Origin of the sequence: uncultured Anaerococcus sp. (genome assembly GCF_963510575.1) — a bacterium.
In the GTDB taxonomy this organism is placed as follows: domain Bacteria; phylum Bacillota; class Clostridia; order Tissierellales; family Peptoniphilaceae; genus Anaerococcus.
Window position 1 is genome coordinate 29765 of sequence record NZ_CAUPFR010000002.1, and the last position, 15562, is coordinate 45326.

Below are 15562 nucleotides of genomic sequence, written 5' to 3' on the forward strand. Positions count from 1 at the left end.
CTCCCTTGGAGTCCTTTTGCTTTTAAGGAAAATTATGAAAAATAAAAAAATATTTAAAAGCTTTTACTCGATGAAAACTGGAATTATACTCCTAGTTGTAATAGCGATTTTATCTATAATAGGAACTGTGATTCCCCAAGGAAACCAAGAAGATTTTTACCTCCAATCCTATAGTACATTTTGGGCAAAAATCATCCTTGTATGTGATTTTGACAAGGTTTACTCATCTTGGTGGTATATATTTTTAACAGGTCTATTATTGATAAATTTATTCTTATGTAGTGTAACTAGGTTTAAGCAAATTTTTGAAAAATCATTCAAAGACCCAGATATAGAGCCAAAACTCAAAAATTACCAGACATGGACTAAGGTAAAGGACGATGAGCTTGGTATTTTTAAAAAACTTAATATAAGAAATCATAAAAGTGCTGAAATCGACGGCAAGGAAGTTTTCTATAAATTTGATGGCAAAATTGGCTACTTGGGATCTTGGCTTACTCATTTGTCCTTAATTATAATTATCTTGGCCTTTGCCTACGGTAGGTACAAAGGATTTGAGGAATTTGTCCATGGAGTACCAGGCACAATAATGGAGCTTGAAAATTCTCCTTATAAGATAAAAGTCGACCAATATGACGTTATGTTTAGGAAGGACTACACAGTTGACCAATACATTTCAAGCCTATCTATCCTTGATAAAAATGATAAAGTTCTTGACAAGGGTATAGCTATGGTCAACCAGCCTTTTAGGTTTAAAGATTTCAATGTTTATCAAAATTCAACAGGTTGGGCCTTCGATGCTTTGCTATATAAGGATAAAAAGTTGGTGGAAGATAGGCTCATGTATAAGGGAGATATCTTTGTAGCAGATAATAAAAAAATCGCCCTCCAATTTGTGGATTTTTACCCAGACTTTGATGAGAAATCCATGATGAAACCTAGGACCAAGTCACCATTTTTAAACCATCCAGTCACCCTTTATGCTATTTTCTATGACGGTTTAAGGGTAGATATGGGACTAAATCATGAAGGAGAACCCATAGAGTGGCAAGATTATACCTTTGTAATCAAGAACCCACAGATGTTTACCCTCTTACAAGTGGCAAATGACCCAGCCACACCTATAGCACTCTTGGGGGCAGCTTTACTTATGATAGGCCTATTTTTAGCCTTCTATATAAATCCTAGGGAAGTAATCCTAGTTAGGGATGAGGGTTTCGATTACCTTTACATTAGACAAGCCAAACACGACAAGCTTCACAGCAAAAAATATGAAAAAATAATTGGAGAGATTAAATTATAATGAACTTACTAAAAGTAGAAAATGTTTTATTTTATATAAGCCTTTTTGGCTATTTAATATCTATGTTGCTATTCATAGCACTTTTTGTAAATAAGACAGAAAAGTGGGGAATAAGGGGCAGAAATATATTGACAGTTGCCTTTATAGCCCATACCCTAGCCCTTGGGGTTAGGTGGGTAAATGCAGGGAGAATTCCACTTTCAAACCAATATGAATTTGCCACAGCCTTTGCTTGGGGCATTGCTCTTTGCTATTTGATTTTTGAAAGAAAGTACAATCTCTTAGCCATGGGCACCTTTGTCACCCCAATCTTATTTTTAATAATAGGTTACGCTGCCATGCGTGATAGGACAGTAAGACCTCTAATGCCGGCTTTAGATAGCAAGTGGCTTGCAGTCCACGTTTCTCTTGCCATTTTATCCTACGGAGCCTTTGCAGTAGCGGCAGGAATTTCAGCCATGTTCCTTATGAGAGATAAGTTTAAAAATGATTCGTTTTTATCAAAATCTATGGCAGAAAAAGACCAATTAGATCTTATTGCCTATAGGATTATAGCCTTTGGTTATATTTTCTTATCACTTGTAATGATAACTGGTGCTATTTGGGCAGAATCAGCCTGGGGCAGGTATTGGGCATGGGATCCAAAAGAAACCTGGTCCTTTATAACCTGGATAATCTATTCAATCTATCTTCACCTAAGAAGGTCAAGAGGCTGGGAAGGAAAAAGAGCGGCGATTTTTGCCATAGTTGGCTTTATTTGCGTAGTCTTTACCTATATCGGCGTAAATACTTTGTTGCCATCCCTTCACTCCTACGCCTAAGGAGCGATAATGAAAAAATTTAGGATAAAAGATATAACCTTTATGGCCATTTCCATTGCCCTTATGTATGTATTTGGCTATCTACTTTATATAATGAGCAGGTTTTTTCCGATACCAGGTTCAAGGGTCATATTTACAACCCCACTTTTTACTTTTGTTCTAACAGCAGCTGTACTAAAAACTAAAAAAATCGGAACCATATCAATAATCATGGGCCTTTTGGCCCTGATCTTATTAAGATTATCAGTTTTTGGAGCCCTAGCTGTAGGCCTAACAGGAATCCTAACAGACTTAACAAGCCTTATTTTAATAAGGACTTATACAGACTATAGGTCAATCTACAGGACCCTTGCCTTTCACAGTTTTTATTCTATATGGACTTCATATTTTTTAGTAAGCCTATTTATAGAAAATTCCACCTTTGTTATGGGAAATATTTTCACAGTTTTTCTAGTATCAATAATATTGTATTTTCTTGCCTACTATATAGCCAAGCTAACTATAAAATTATTTGATGCGAGAAAACTTTTGGATAATAAGACATACACTTTCAAGGACTAGGGGCCAGGCTTGTAAATATTGTTTAAATTCCTTTTTAAAGTAAAATAATATAGATAAAAATTATTTAATTTTTATATGGAGAATTTATGACTTTAACAAAAAATATAAACAGGATTATGGAGCCTATTTTTGTCATAGCCCTAAGTCTTGCTTGCTTATATTTTTCTCAAACAAGCATTATTTTTATTGGTATGATTCCGATAGTTTTTGCTGTATTTTATTTTAATGAAGGAATTATAAGCTATTTGATAGCAGGTCTTGGGACGTATTTTCTAGGGCTGATTTTTACTGACAGTGACAAACTCTTTGTGAGTTTAGTCCCACTTTTACTTATAAGCCTTAGCCTTATAATCCTGATAGACCTCAAATTTTCTGCCAAAGTGCAGATAATTTCGTCTTTTCTTATAACTAGTTTGATCTTTATATTCTTGTATAAGTATAGGATGCTAGTTGATAACCTAAGCTTAGATATACTTGCTACAAACTTGAAAGAGAGTTTTGAAGCAGTTTATTCTTACAAGTTAGATTTTGATATATATAGACTAACCATAGGTCTATATCCAGCTATACTTGGTTGGGTATCGATGTTTTATGCGATTTTAGCGGTAAAAATTATTAGAAATTACCTAGCTTTCAAGGATAGGTCCTACACAGACATCACAAACCTAGATGAGTTAAGGATGAATCCAAAAGATTTGCTTATACTTTTTATAATTGACCTTGTGATTTATTTTATAGCTAGATTTTTTTCTATAAGCAATATTTACATCTACGGTAATTTGATATTACTTAGCCTGATGTTTTTCGCCATAAATGGAGCAAGTCTTTTTGACTATATGCTAAAAAACTCAAGCCTGCCTCTAAGTAGGGCTTTTCAATGGTTTTTTATGCTGATACTTATTCAAGTTTTGATTATCCCCTTAATTATCTTTGGGATAGTAGACATATTTATAGATTTTAGAGCAAGGAGGAAAAATGAAGAACAACGAAAAATTTATTAGCATGGCTAATATTGTCTTAATAATGGCTTTTCCTTTGCTTGCTTCTTTAGTAGTATTTTATTATAATCCAACCCTTGGAGCCTTGGGCTTGGCAGTTTCAATTATTTTATTTTTGTTCCTAAAAAGTATAAATTCAACCAAGGCCAAGGAATTGCAAAGGTATGTGGATGAAGTATCCTATTCCTTTGACTCAATCACAAAAAATGTTGTTTTTGAGATGCCCTTTCCTATAGCTATCGTTGAAGAAGATAGGAAGATTAAGTGGCACAACTCATTTTTTAGGGAACTTTTCCCAAATAGGACCCTAATTGGCGAACAAATCGACAACCTAATCCCAGATTTTGGAGAGCTTGAGTTTGATAATGAAGAAATTAGGACATCTAAAAATGTATCTATAGCAGATAAGGTAATCCAATTTTACTACTCAACTATCTTTGATGATGACCATAGCAAGAGCCAAACATTTTTGTACGGAATTGACAATACCTATGACGAATCAATCAAAAAACTTTTTAAAGACAAGAGGTTGGTATTTTATTCTGTCTTTATAGATAATTACGAAGATATTAGAAATTCAGCACCATCTGACACCTTTATAAATGTTCTTGGTGAGATAGACAGGATAATAAATGAATATTTCAAAAAATATAATTGCCTAATTAGAAAATACGAAAACGACAGATTCATGATTTTAAGTGAATATCAAGATTATGTAAATATCCATGAGGATAAGTTTTCTATCCTCGATAAGGTAAGGGATATTAACAAGGGCAACACCCTTCCACCTACCTTATCTATCGGTGTTGGTATAGCAGGAGCTAAGCCAAGTGAAATATATTCTGATTCTAGAGATGCCATTAACATCGCCCTTTCACGTGGAGGGGACCAAACTGTTGTTAAACTTGAAGACAATTACGAATATTTTGGTGGCAAGACCAAGGCAATTGAAAAAACTTCCAAAGTAAGGTCTAGGGTAATTTCCCAGGCCCTAAAGAGGATGATGCAAACAAGTCCAGATATATATGTAATGGGCCACAATAACCCTGATATGGATTCCTTTGGTTCAGCCCTTGGAGTCTATGAAGGCGCAAGGTCAATGGACAAGGAAGTTTATATTATCCTAAATGAAGTAACTAAGCCTATAGAAAATATGTATGCTAGGGTGACCGAAGAATTAGAAGAACTAAAAGACCACATCCTAACAGAGGAAGAAGCCCTAAAGAGAATAAGCCAGGCATCCTTGGTAATAGTCACCGATAACCATAGAAAAAATTCAACTGAGGGGCCAGCCCTCCTCGATAAGACAGATAATATCTTTATAATAGATCACCATAGGAGAGGTAAGGATTATATCAAAAAGGCCACCATATCCTATATTGAGCCCTACGCATCATCAGCGTCAGAGCTTGTTACAGAAATTTTGTCTTATCTGGATGAAGACTTTAAGGCAAGGACTGCTGTTGCAGAATCCCTCCTTGCAGGTATAACAGTAGATACCAAAAATTTTGTCTACCAAACTGGAGTCAGAACCTTTGAAGCTGCATCAATCCTAAAAAGATGGGGAGCTGATTCGGTTTACATCAAAAGGATGTTTAAGGATGACTTTGAGATTGTAAAATATAAGTCAGAGGTAATAGCAGATTCATTTATAGTAAATAATTTTATTGCTGTAGCCCATTTTAATAGGGAAATTGATGGATCAACTTTGATTGCAAGCCAGGCTGCAGATGACCTTTTAAATATAAAGGGAGTTCTCGCAAGCTTTGTCCTAACTAGGGCCAATAATAAAATTCATATCTCAGGTAGAAGCTTAGGCGATATATCGGTACAATTAATACTAGAGCGCATTGGAGGTGGCGGACACTTAACAGCCGCAGCCACCCAATTAGATATGAGCATGGAAAATGCCGAAAAAATGTTAAGAAAAGCTATTATTGAATATATAAGAGAGGAAGAAGAAAATGAAAGTAATACTAACAGATAATATTGTAAGAGTTGGAGTTAAGGGAGACCTTGTAGATGTAAAACCAGGATATTTTAGAAACTATCTTGATCCACAAGGCCTAGCTGTAAAGGCAACAAAAGATAATATGGCTGAACTTGAAAAAATGAGAGAAGAACTTAAGAAAGAAGAAGCTGAAAATAGAAAAGAAGCTGAAGCTCTCAAAGAAAAAATCGAAGCTTTAACAATTACAAAGAAAGTAAGAGATGGAGAAGACGGCAAACTATTTGGTTCTGTAACAAATAAGGACATCGCTGAAGCCCTAGCAAACCAAGGAATCGAACTTGATAGAAAGAGAATCGAAGAAGTTGAAAAAATCGTAGGACTTGGTGAATTTGTTATCAATGCTAGACTATATGAAGGAGTTAACGCAGACCTTAAAGTTAACGTAGTTGCTGAGGTAGAATAATGACAGATGGCTTAAGGCCACTACCTTATGACTTCTTATCAGAACAGGCTATCATAGGTTGTATTTTAGCGAAAAATGAAACCTTCGATAGTGCAAATCAAATTATAAAACCTGTAGACTTTTATGACTCGAGAACACAGAGAATCTACAAGTCCATAGTCCTAATGTTTGAAAAAGACATCAAGGTAGACTATGTTTCGCTTGTAAGTCAATTGTCGAGTGAAAATATATTACAAGAAGTTGGAGGGGAGGAGTTTATCACAGAGATTACCCTCTCCTCATTTTATACTCCAAATATTGAAACTTATTGTAAGACAGTCAAGGAAAAGTCACTTCTAAGGAGTCTTATCGGGGCAAGTGAGGATATAATCGATTCATCCTATAAACAAACAGATGATGTAAGCGATATCCTTGCGATCGCAGAAAATAGAATATTCGAAATATCCCAAGATAGCCACAACCAGGGCCTTGTAAGGGTAGCCGATACTATGGATGACACCCTAAGGCAAATAAATGAACTGACCCTTGCTGATGGCAAAATCACTGGAGTTGCAACAGGTCTTGACGTAGTAGATAATAAATTATCTGGCCTACAAAATTCCCAGCTAATCCTACTTGCAGCTAGACCTGCTATGGGTAAGACTGCCCTAGGACTCACTATGGCTTGGAATGCAGCAAAGGTTGGCAAATCAGTAGCTTTTTTCTCTCTCGAGATGTCTACCTACCAGCTTAACCAAAGACTCTTGTCAATGGTAAGCCTTGTAAGCCTTGAATCAATCATAAACGGGTCAATAAGAGATGATGATTGGACCCTTTTGATAGATGCAACCAAAAAAATAGTCAAAACTGACCTCTATGTTGATGAAACACCAGGTATTAGACTTTCTGAAATGAAGTCTAAACTAAAAAGGCTAAAGGCAGAAAGGGGACTAGACCTAGTTGTAATCGACTATTTGCAGTTAATGCAGGCAGATGGCAGGCAGGAAAATAGGCAAAATGAAATTGCCTCTATTTCTAGGGGTCTAAAGTCCTTATCCAAGGAATTAAATTGTCCAATTCTTTCTCTTGCCCAGCTATCAAGAGAGGCTGACAAGAGAGCCGACCACAGGCCAATCCTATCAGACCTCAGGGAATCTGGTGCTATCGAGCAGGACGCAGACGTAGTTATGCTCTTATATAGGGAAGACTACTACGATGAGGAAGTTGAACCCAACCAAGCCAAAGTAATCTTTGCCAAGCACAGGAACGGGGCAACAGGAACAGTTGACTTATTTTTCAATAAACAATGCACAACTTTTACAGATTTATCTTTAAGAGAAGAAAATGTCTAGGATATATTTAGCAAAAATAGACACCAAAGCAGCCTTTGAACTCCAAAAGCGGGCCAACTTCACAGATCCAAGGCTAATTGGCTATAATTATGGCAACCTCACAGAATTTGAAATCAAACTCTGGCAGGGGTCTATTTCCATGCCAAATAAAAAATACTTTGCAGTAAGAAGGGTAAGTGACGATCGTTTTATAGGTTTTATTGGCTTAAAAAATATAAATCCCTTCTTCAAAAGAGCCAAGCTCGGCATAGTTTTTGACCCTAATTTCGTATCAGCCGGCTACGGCTATGAGGCAGTTTCAGCTCTCCTTAGGGTATTTTTTAAGGAAATGAACTACAGAACCCTAACCCTTGATGTAAATACCTTTAACGAAAGAGCCTTCAATCTTTATAAAAAATGTGGTTTTAAAATCACATCATACACTAGGGAAGTCTTTGAAAACCAAGACATAGAAGTCGATGACAAGGATTTTGAACTTGCCCACGGCATGGTATATTCAAAAATTATCAATATGAAACTAACAAAGGATGATTATAATGAACTTTGAAATGCAAGAATTAAAATTAGATATGGGTACAACACCCTTTGAAAATATGTTTTTAAATACCTATCTTCAAATGGCTGATGGTGATGCTATCAAGGTTTATCTACTAATCTATAAGGAAATTTACAATAACCAAAAGGTAGACGAAGGAAAAATCAAACGCCAACTAAATTTTGACGACCAAAGATTTTTAGACGCAGTTAATTTTTGGATAAATTTGGGTATTTTCAGGGAATACAAGAATGCTGACGGACAAATTATATAGAAATTGTATCCCTAAGGCAGATGTATTTTGGGGAAAATAACGATACAAATTCCAATGAAATTAATTTCGATAAGGCTCAGAGAAAGTCAATCATGTTTGAAAATGTTGAGAGAATCATAGCTAGAAAACTCACCCCTGCTGATATTACCAGAATCCACGAAACCCTTGGCGAATATGACCAAGAACCAGAGCTAGTAACAGAAGCCTTTAGGCAAGCCAAAGAAGCGGGAAATGTTGATGTAAAATACGTTATGGGCTACCTAAAAACCTGGCGAGATATGGGTATAAGTAGCCTTAACGAATTGAGGATGAAGGAAGAAAGAGATAAGCTTAGAAAAGCAAATGGGGTAAGGACCTACAGGAGAAAAACAGATCCACAAAAACCATCAGATGGTATGTCTATAGCTGAAAAAGCCAGACGCAAGAGACTTCAAAGATTAAATAAGACGGAGAACTAATATGAAAGCCAACGAAAAAGCTTCCCTAATCCTAGCTGAAAGACGTAGGATGAATAAGGTCTTACAAGAAGAACGCATAGGGGAAATTTACAAAAAAATTCCCCAAATCAAGGCCATAGACACCCTGATAAAGGAAACTGGTTTTAAAAGCCTAGACCTTGCAAGTAAGAATCTTGATACAAGCGCTGCTGAAGAAAAAATTAAGACCTTAAAGCAAGAAAAAAACAAACTTCTCTTGGCAAATGGCTATAAAACTGATTACATGGACCTAAAATACCACCACGACCTTTGCAAGGATACTGGCTTTGTAGGCACAAATCCTTGTTCTTGTAGGTTGAATTTAATTATAGAAGATAATTACGAAAAGTCTGGACTTAGGGCTGTAATCAACAGGGAAAATTTTAGGACCTTTGATTTTTCTTTATTTTCAAAAAATCCCTACATGGGTATGGGTATAAGTCCTTACGAAAATATGGTAGACATTGTAAAAGACATCAAGGCCTATATCAATAATTTTGATGAAGAAACTGGCAATATTTACATCTGTGGAGATGTGGGCAGGGGAAAGACCTTCCTAATAAATTCTATAGCTAAGGAACTTTTAGATAGGAATTATTCTGTGGTTTACATGACCTCAACCAAGCTTTTTAAGTTTTTAAATGACTACCACTGGGCCTTTGAGGACAGACGAGCTAATCTTGAAAGCCAGTACGAAATGCTTTTTGATTGTGATTTATTAATTATAGATGATTTGGGAGCTGAAACTCATAGGTCAACCGACCAATCAAACCTCTTTGATGTTGTAAATGAGAGGATGAACAAGGGTTTGCCTATAATTTTATCTTCCAACTTTAATGAAGATATGATAGGAGAAATCTATGGACCTAGAGTATTTTCTAGAATTTTGGGTAATAATTCTAAGACCTATGAAATATTTGGTGAAGATCTAAGATTAAAGGGGACAGATTATGATTTTAGTTGACAGAGACCAGATGCAGGCTATAGACCGTTATGCAATCAATACTCTAAAGATTCCGAGCCTTTGCCTAGTTGAAAGGGCAAGTCTTGCTGTGCTTAAACATATCAATCTCAACAAATTTGGGTATTTTGCAGTAGTGGCAGGCGTGGGAAACAACGGAGCAGACGGACTTGCCCTAGCCCGTAACCTCCTTGCCAGGTACAAGGATGTTGAAATCTATATTGTAGGTGATGTAGCAAAGGCAAGTGAAGAATTTAAGATAAACCTTGCCTCATGCGAGACCCTATGCGAGGAAATTTTCTATGTAGAAAGCATTGAAGATTTGGAAAACATGGAAAAAAGGCTGGAAAATGTAAACCTAATTGTGGATGCACTTTTTGGCACAGGCCTAAATAGGGCAGTGTCAGGACTTTATGCAACAGTTATTTCCATCTTAAACAACGTGATGAAATACAAAGTTTCAATCGACCTTCCATCAGGACTTGACGCCACAACAGGTATGGACCTGGGCGAAGTAGTAGATGCAGACCTCATCGTCACCCTCCAGCTCATGAAGACAGGCCTCTACGAAAGAGAAGCCTACAAGAAAAAGTGTGTCATAGAAGACATTGGTATCCCACAAAAAGCTATAGATTCGGTTTTATACGGCCTAGTAAATTAAGAAAGACTTTTTTAAGTCTTTTTTATTTTTTTACAATTCTTTACTATGATGATATAATAAAAGAAAAAGGAGGTCTTTATGAAAAAGAAGTTTTTATTATTTTTAATAAGTCTTTTTGCCCTATCTTCCTGTGGCGCTGGGTATTACTCCACAAAAGAAGAAGCTAACCAAGCCCGTGACTATGCAAGTGAGCCTGATAATCCAGGAGAAGGAGAACTGACAAAAGATGAAGCTGGCCCAACAGATGCAAGCGAGAATTTAAGCGAAAATCCGGACTCCTATATAGAAAAGTTTGTAAATATAGACCTAGAAACCATAAATTACGCCAAGGACTTTGAGACCATCAAAAAATCTGCCAAGGACCTTAAGGGTATGATAGAAAATGAATCTACATTTTCTCAAACATCTGACAGAAAGGATGACCTAAAGACAACAGAATTTACCATAAAAATTCCAAGGGATAAGACAGAAAAGTTTGACCAAGTCCTAGCAGCTATAGGCAAAACTATAAATATAAGTAAAAATGCAAACAACCTAAAAACAGCCTTCAGGGATGTGGACAAGGAATTAGAAATAAAAGAAAAACAACTTGCGAAATTCAATGAACTTCTTGATAAGACAAATAATATTGAAGACACCCTAGTCATAAATGCTAAAATAATAGAAACCCAGGGCGAACTAGATGCCATAAAAAAATCTAAAGCAGACCTAAAAGACAGGGTGACCTACGATACCTACAATATAGGTTTGAGAGAAGTTTATTCTTACGACCAGAGGACAAACAACCCAGACTTAGGATCCAGGATAAAAGATGCCATGGGCCAATCTTTAGGAATCGTAAAAGAATTCTTCGCCCAAATAATAGTAGGCATTTTCCTCTACTGGCCATTTATCCTAATAATTTTAATAATTCTTTTAATCATCTATAGGCTAAGGAAAAAATTCAAGAAAACAAGGGACTGATTTATCAGTCTCTGTTTTTGTGGGATTTTATTAATTCAGCAACCAAAATAAGGAAATCCCCTCGTTTCGACCGAAGTGGAGAAAGCTCTGGACAAAATCAGGACTGGCTCTGGTAGGGACTAGGGATTTTTTTGTAAAATGATTCTTGATTTTCAGATTACCATAACACCCTTACCATAATAATTGTACAAAAGTAGCGAGAGGCTTCTCGACTTCGCTCGAAGCGAGGGGGGAAGCCTTCACAAATTAAATCTCTTCCATTTGACATCCTATAAATTTCCTGTTATGATTAGATAGACTAGGGGAGTTAGCTCAGCTGGAAGAGCATCACGTTGACATCGTGGAGGTCGCTGGTTCAAGTCCAGTACTTCCCACCAAAGACTTTAGAAGTGTTGGTTTTAAAGGCTTTTTAAAATGTATAACTACAAATCTCAAATAAGAAAAAATTTCAAAAACAAAACCCCAGGCTCTTTGATAAGTAAAATTGCTTTTACTTCCAAAGCCCGGGGCTATTTTATTGGCTAACCTTATTTACATTCAAAATTTTTCTTACAACTAATTCGGCGTAGGCCTCGCTACCTTGGACATTTGGGTGGGTCCTGTCAACAGCCAAGAGGTCTGGTCTATCTTTGACATAAGAACGCCAGTCTATCAGATGGGCCTTAGGATTATTGTCCACAAAGTCCTTCATATCCTTATTTACCTTATCCATATAGGATTGGAGGTGGGAAGTATTTACAAAATACACATCCCTGCCATCAGCTATATCCATTATAGCCTGCATATCCCTATGGTTGGCAGATCCATTCGAACCAAGTGATATAAGGATTATATCGCCAAGCCCAACATTATTTTTAATATTTCTCAAAATTTCTGGTCCTGCTGGCATATCCCTGCCTACCTTACCATCGAGGTAGAGGTTTGGTATATAAGCCCTTAGGTACTTATCGATATTGATTAGGACAGAATCGCCCACAGCTGTGATGTGGAGGTCTCGAACATATAAAAGTTCATTTTCGCTAAAGTCAAAATCGTCATAAGCTTTTTCCTTAAAGTCTTCTGACCCTTTCTTGATCTTTTTCCTAGCTTCATCCTCATCTTTTGAAACTTCTTCATCATCTTTTGAATCTTCCTTCCTATCACTAGGAGAATCTTCTTTTTTATCTTCTTTCTTATCTTTATCTTCTTTTTCTTCTTTTTCCTTTTTGGTTGTGAATGATTCGTTATTTTTCTTAATCTCTTCTTCGCTTTGCTCAAACCTTGCCTTAAGCTCTGCCATATCCTTTTCTTTTTGGTTGCCAATTAAAAGGGAGATGACATTTAGGATAGCTAGACCTAGGAGAGGAATGATTATTAAATACTTATTAATCCTCTTCCTATCAAAAATTATGTGACAAAGCTCACCTAAAAATATTATCCAAATTACTTGCAAACCATAGTACAAGAATTTATTTTCTATAATATTTATCAAGAAATAAGCGAAAAATACTTGGATAACATATTGGACTATGTAGAAGTAAAAACTCCTCCTGCCCAAATACTCCAAAATTCCACCGAAAATAGTCCTAGAAAACTTAGCTCCATAGTCTACTTCATACTTGTAAAGCACAACGATTAGAAGGGAAAGGCTTAGTGAAGAGACTAGGAAAAATGACCTGTAAATCCAAATATTTTCTCCATTAATAAAAAACATTGGGAGGATAAAACAAAGGCCCAAAAGTCCTATTGCAATCCTTAGGTGGTTTTGATTTACCTCTAGTCTGTCCCTATATTTTAGGTACAAAAGATAGAAAATCATGCCAAAGAAAAAGGCATAAATCCTGGTATCTGTTCCGTAATAAATCCTAATAATAGGATTGTCATTAAAGGCTAGGACATAAGAAGTTCCTATACTTATTAGACTCAAAAGTCCCAATAGGAAAATTTTTAGGGAAATGGATTTAATCTTTCCTCCTATATACTTAATAAGGTAAAAAATCCCTATAAATTGTAGGTAAAGGGCTATATACCAGAGGTGGACAAAGATATTAAAATTGCCATTCCTATCAAAATATGATGCTCCAGCTATAATCTGCCTAATATTTTCAAAACCAAATACTACAGCCAGACTCGACCTAGCAGAGTCGTCAAAAATTTCCCTAGCAAAGACTAAGGCAAGTGCCAAACTTATAAAGGCTATAAAAATGATAGGTGGGAGGATTTTTAAAAGCCTTCTCTTTAGACTTTCGAATATATCTCCTAGACTCAGGTCTTTATTAAAATTTGCCCTCTCCATCAAAAATCCAGACATGGCCAAAAAACCAATTACAGCCAAAAATCCACCTGGCAGGGCGTGGCCAAAAAGGTGGTAGGTTGAAATAGCTATTAGGCAAAGGCCTCTTAGGATATTTAGGTAACGGAAATTTACTTTTCTTCTAGTTAATTTTTTCACATTCTTCTCCATAATAAATCCATTATACTCTTATCGAGCTGATTTAAAATCATTTTATCCAAAGATTATGAAAGAAAAATGTTGTCAGTGTTAAATCCAGATAAAGATAATCAGATTCATTAAGTAAATTTGCATTTTTTTTCGATATGATGTATATTATAGGAAATGAAATATTGCGATGAAAAGAAGTAGTAGCTATGAAAGGCACCTAGAGAGGGAATGGTTGGTGGAAATTCTCTGTTGGCAGTAGTGAATCCGTCTTTGAGCAAATACGAAATTAAGGCAAGCTCTGCTTGCGTAATTTGGGTGGCACCACGAGACCTTCGTCCCAATTTGGGGGAGGCTTTTTTTATGCATATTTTAAGGAGAAGACATGATCGATATTAAATTATTAAGAGAAAACCCAGACTTTGTTAAAGAAAACATCAAGAAAAAATTCCAAGATGAAAAACTCGTCCTAGTAGACGAAGTATTAGAACTTGACGAAAAACTACGCCAATACAAAACAGACGGCGATAAACTAAGAAGCGAAAGAAACAAGACTTCTAAGGAAATCGGCGCTCTTATGGGCCAAGGCAAAAAAGACGAAGCCGAAGCCGCAAAGGCCCATGTAGTAGAAATAAATGACGAACTAGTCCACATCGAAGAAGAAACAGCTAGACTTAACGAAGAAGTTAAACAAAGGATGCAAGTCATCCCACAAATCATAGACGAAACAGTACCTATAGGCAAGGATGACACAGAAAACGTAGAAATCGAGAAATTTGGCGAACCTCTCGTTCCAGACTTTGAAGTTCCTTACCACATAGACATCATGGAATCCTTTGATGGTATAGACCTTGATTCATCAAGAAATACATCTGGAGCAGGTTTCTATTACCTAAAGGGCGACATAGCAAGACTTCACTCAGCAATCCTATCTTATGCTAGAGACTTCATGATAGATAAAGGCTATACATACTTTGTCCCACCATTTATGATTAGGTCAGAAGTCGTAACTGGTGTTATGTCCTTCGCTGAAATGCAAGATATGATGTATAAAATTGAAGGCGAGGACCTCTATTTAATCGGTACATCTGAACACTCAATGATTGGTAAATTCATCAACACTATAAACGAAGAAGACAAAATGCCACTAAAGATGACCTCATATTCTCCATGCTTTAGAAAAGAAGTAGGAGCACACGGCATAGAGGAACGTGGGGTTTATCGTATCCACCAATTCGAAAAACAAGAAATGGTAATCATCTGCAAGCCAGAAGATTCTAAAAACCTATACAACGAACTATGGCAAAACACAGTAGAATTCTTTAGAAGCCTTGAAATCCCTGTTAGAACCCTAGAATGTTGTTCAGGCGACCTAGCCGACCTTAAGGTAAAATCTTGCGACGTAGAAGCATGGAGCCCACGCCAAGGCAAATACTTTGAAGTAGGATCATGCTCAAACTTAGGTGACGCCCAAGCAAGAAGACTAGGCATCAGACTAAGGGGAGAAAATGGCAACTACTTTGCCCACACCTTAAACAACACAGTAGTAGCCCCACCAAGAATGCTAATAGCCTTCCTAGAAAACCTACTCCAAGCAGACGGTAGCGTAAAAATCCCTGCCCCACTACAAATGTACATGGGCGGCAAAGACAAAATCGTCCCACAAACAAAATAAACTTTTGCAATAAAACACTCCTTGCCCTAGGGGTGTTTTTTATTTCCCAAAGGGGTACCGTAGGAGACTGAAAGATCTAATTTTTTATTTTTATTGTAATTTATCTCAAGTATTTTTCAGTCATTAACATTACTGCTTCGTTTAAAGGGGAGGCCCAAGGGACCTTCCGC

At 36.5% G+C, this 15562-nt stretch carries 15 protein-coding genes and 1 tRNA gene; 15 read left to right on the forward strand and 1 reads right to left on the reverse strand.

The genetic code is table 11. The annotated features are described in order from the left end of the window. Positions 1–34 precede the first annotated feature (34 nt). From RQ907_RS00420 to RQ907_RS00485, 14 genes are all read left to right on the forward strand, one after another. Positions 35–1303: a cytochrome c biogenesis protein ResB gene (locus RQ907_RS00420; protein WP_311491431.1), complete on the forward strand. Its 1269-nt coding sequence runs from the start codon at positions 35–37 to the stop codon at positions 1301–1303. Further along, positions 1303–2124: a c-type cytochrome biogenesis protein CcsB gene (gene ccsB / locus RQ907_RS00425; protein WP_311491432.1), complete on the forward strand. Its 822-nt coding sequence runs from the start codon at positions 1303–1305 to the stop codon at positions 2122–2124. Before RQ907_RS00420 ends, ccsB begins: the two co-directional genes overlap by 1 nt. Positions 2125–2133: 9 nt before the next feature. After that, complete coding sequence (locus tag RQ907_RS00430) at positions 2134–2685, forward strand: hypothetical protein (protein WP_311491433.1); 552 nt, start codon at positions 2134–2136, stop codon at positions 2683–2685. A gap of 86 nt (positions 2686–2771) precedes the next feature. Then, the gene (locus RQ907_RS00435) at positions 2772–3686 is read left to right on the forward strand and encodes a DUF2232 domain-containing protein (protein ID WP_311491434.1); all 915 of its coding nucleotides are present in this window, start codon (positions 2772–2774) and stop codon (positions 3684–3686) included. After that, positions 3661–5670: a DHH family phosphoesterase gene (locus RQ907_RS00440; protein WP_311491435.1), complete on the forward strand. Its 2010-nt coding sequence runs from the start codon at positions 3661–3663 to the stop codon at positions 5668–5670. The genes RQ907_RS00435 and RQ907_RS00440 overlap by 26 nt, the downstream gene beginning before the upstream one ends. Next, positions 5648–6097, forward strand: a complete 450-nt coding sequence (gene rplI, locus RQ907_RS00445) for a 50S ribosomal protein L9 (protein WP_311491436.1) — start codon at positions 5648–5650, stop codon at positions 6095–6097. The genes RQ907_RS00440 and rplI overlap by 23 nt, the downstream gene beginning before the upstream one ends. Continuing rightward, positions 6097–7428: a replicative DNA helicase gene (dnaB, locus tag RQ907_RS00450; protein ID WP_311491437.1), complete on the forward strand. Its 1332-nt coding sequence runs from the start codon at positions 6097–6099 to the stop codon at positions 7426–7428. Before rplI ends, dnaB begins: the two co-directional genes overlap by 1 nt. Continuing rightward, the gene (locus tag RQ907_RS00455) at positions 7421–7975 is read left to right on the forward strand and encodes a GNAT family N-acetyltransferase (RefSeq protein WP_311491438.1); all 555 of its coding nucleotides are present in this window, start codon (positions 7421–7423) and stop codon (positions 7973–7975) included. Before dnaB ends, RQ907_RS00455 begins: the two co-directional genes overlap by 8 nt. Then, positions 7965–8237: a hypothetical protein gene (locus tag RQ907_RS00460; protein ID WP_311491439.1), complete on the forward strand. Its 273-nt coding sequence runs from the start codon at positions 7965–7967 to the stop codon at positions 8235–8237. Before RQ907_RS00455 ends, RQ907_RS00460 begins: the two co-directional genes overlap by 11 nt. Positions 8238–8257: 20 nt before the next feature. Further along, a complete protein-coding gene (locus RQ907_RS00465) occupies positions 8258–8695 on the forward strand; it encodes a DnaD domain protein (RefSeq protein ID WP_311491440.1) in 438 nt (145 codons plus the stop codon). Between the two features lies 1 nt (position 8696). After that, positions 8697–9677, forward strand: coding sequence for an ATP-binding protein (locus tag RQ907_RS00470; RefSeq protein ID WP_311491441.1), 981 nt, complete (start codon positions 8697–8699; stop codon positions 9675–9677). Continuing rightward, a complete protein-coding gene (locus RQ907_RS00475; protein WP_311491442.1) occupies positions 9664–10335 on the forward strand; it encodes an NAD(P)H-hydrate epimerase in 672 nt (223 codons plus the stop codon). Before RQ907_RS00470 ends, RQ907_RS00475 begins: the two co-directional genes overlap by 14 nt. A gap of 78 nt (positions 10336–10413) precedes the next feature. Then, positions 10414–11298 carry a DUF4349 domain-containing protein gene (locus RQ907_RS00480; RefSeq protein WP_311491443.1) on the forward strand — a complete coding sequence of 295 codons (885 nt, stop codon included), beginning with the start codon at positions 10414–10416 and terminating at the stop codon, positions 11296–11298. A 301-nt stretch (positions 11299–11599) separates the two neighbouring features. Continuing rightward, positions 11600–11675 (forward strand) — tRNA-Val (locus RQ907_RS00485). Between the two features lie 137 nt (positions 11676–11812). Here RQ907_RS00485 and RQ907_RS00490 read toward each other — a convergent pair. Continuing rightward, positions 11813–13729 (reverse strand): acyltransferase family protein, encoded by a 1917-nt coding sequence (locus RQ907_RS00490; RefSeq protein WP_311491444.1) that lies wholly within the window; start codon positions 13727–13729, stop codon positions 11813–11815. A gap of 373 nt (positions 13730–14102) precedes the next feature. Between RQ907_RS00490 and serS the strand changes: the two genes are divergently transcribed. After that, entirely contained in the window at positions 14103–15392 is a 1290-nt protein-coding gene (gene serS, locus RQ907_RS00495; RefSeq protein ID WP_311491445.1) for a serine--tRNA ligase, read from the forward strand. The last annotated feature ends 170 nt before the right edge of the window (positions 15393–15562 follow it).

What these genes read in the sequence shown, in the direction of transcription:
- RQ907_RS00420 (WP_311491431.1), top strand. Translation starts at nt 35, where the DNA reads ATGAAAAATAAAAAAATATTTAAAAGCTTTTACTCGATGAAAACTGGA.
- ccsB (WP_311491432.1), top strand. Translation starts at nt 1,303, where the DNA reads ATGAACTTACTAAAAGTAGAAAATGTTTTATTTTATATAAGCCTTTTT.
- RQ907_RS00430 (WP_311491433.1), top strand. Translation starts at nt 2,134, where the DNA reads ATGAAAAAATTTAGGATAAAAGATATAACCTTTATGGCCATTTCCATT.
- RQ907_RS00435 (WP_311491434.1), top strand. Translation starts at nt 2,772, where the DNA reads ATGACTTTAACAAAAAATATAAACAGGATTATGGAGCCTATTTTTGTC.
- RQ907_RS00440 (WP_311491435.1), top strand. Translation starts at nt 3,661, where the DNA reads ATGAAGAACAACGAAAAATTTATTAGCATGGCTAATATTGTCTTAATA.
- rplI (WP_311491436.1), top strand. Translation starts at nt 5,648, where the DNA reads ATGAAAGTAATACTAACAGATAATATTGTAAGAGTTGGAGTTAAGGGA.
- dnaB (WP_311491437.1), top strand. Translation starts at nt 6,097, where the DNA reads ATGACAGATGGCTTAAGGCCACTACCTTATGACTTCTTATCAGAACAG.
- RQ907_RS00455 (WP_311491438.1), top strand. Translation starts at nt 7,421, where the DNA reads ATGTCTAGGATATATTTAGCAAAAATAGACACCAAAGCAGCCTTTGAA.
- RQ907_RS00460 (WP_311491439.1), top strand. Translation starts at nt 7,965, where the DNA reads ATGAACTTTGAAATGCAAGAATTAAAATTAGATATGGGTACAACACCC.
- RQ907_RS00465 (WP_311491440.1), top strand. Translation starts at nt 8,258, where the DNA reads ATGTATTTTGGGGAAAATAACGATACAAATTCCAATGAAATTAATTTC.
- RQ907_RS00470 (WP_311491441.1), top strand. Translation starts at nt 8,697, where the DNA reads ATGAAAGCCAACGAAAAAGCTTCCCTAATCCTAGCTGAAAGACGTAGG.
- RQ907_RS00475 (WP_311491442.1), top strand. Translation starts at nt 9,664, where the DNA reads ATGATTTTAGTTGACAGAGACCAGATGCAGGCTATAGACCGTTATGCA.
- RQ907_RS00480 (WP_311491443.1), top strand. Translation starts at nt 10,414, where the DNA reads ATGAAAAAGAAGTTTTTATTATTTTTAATAAGTCTTTTTGCCCTATCT.
- serS (WP_311491445.1), top strand. Translation starts at nt 14,103, where the DNA reads ATGATCGATATTAAATTATTAAGAGAAAACCCAGACTTTGTTAAAGAA.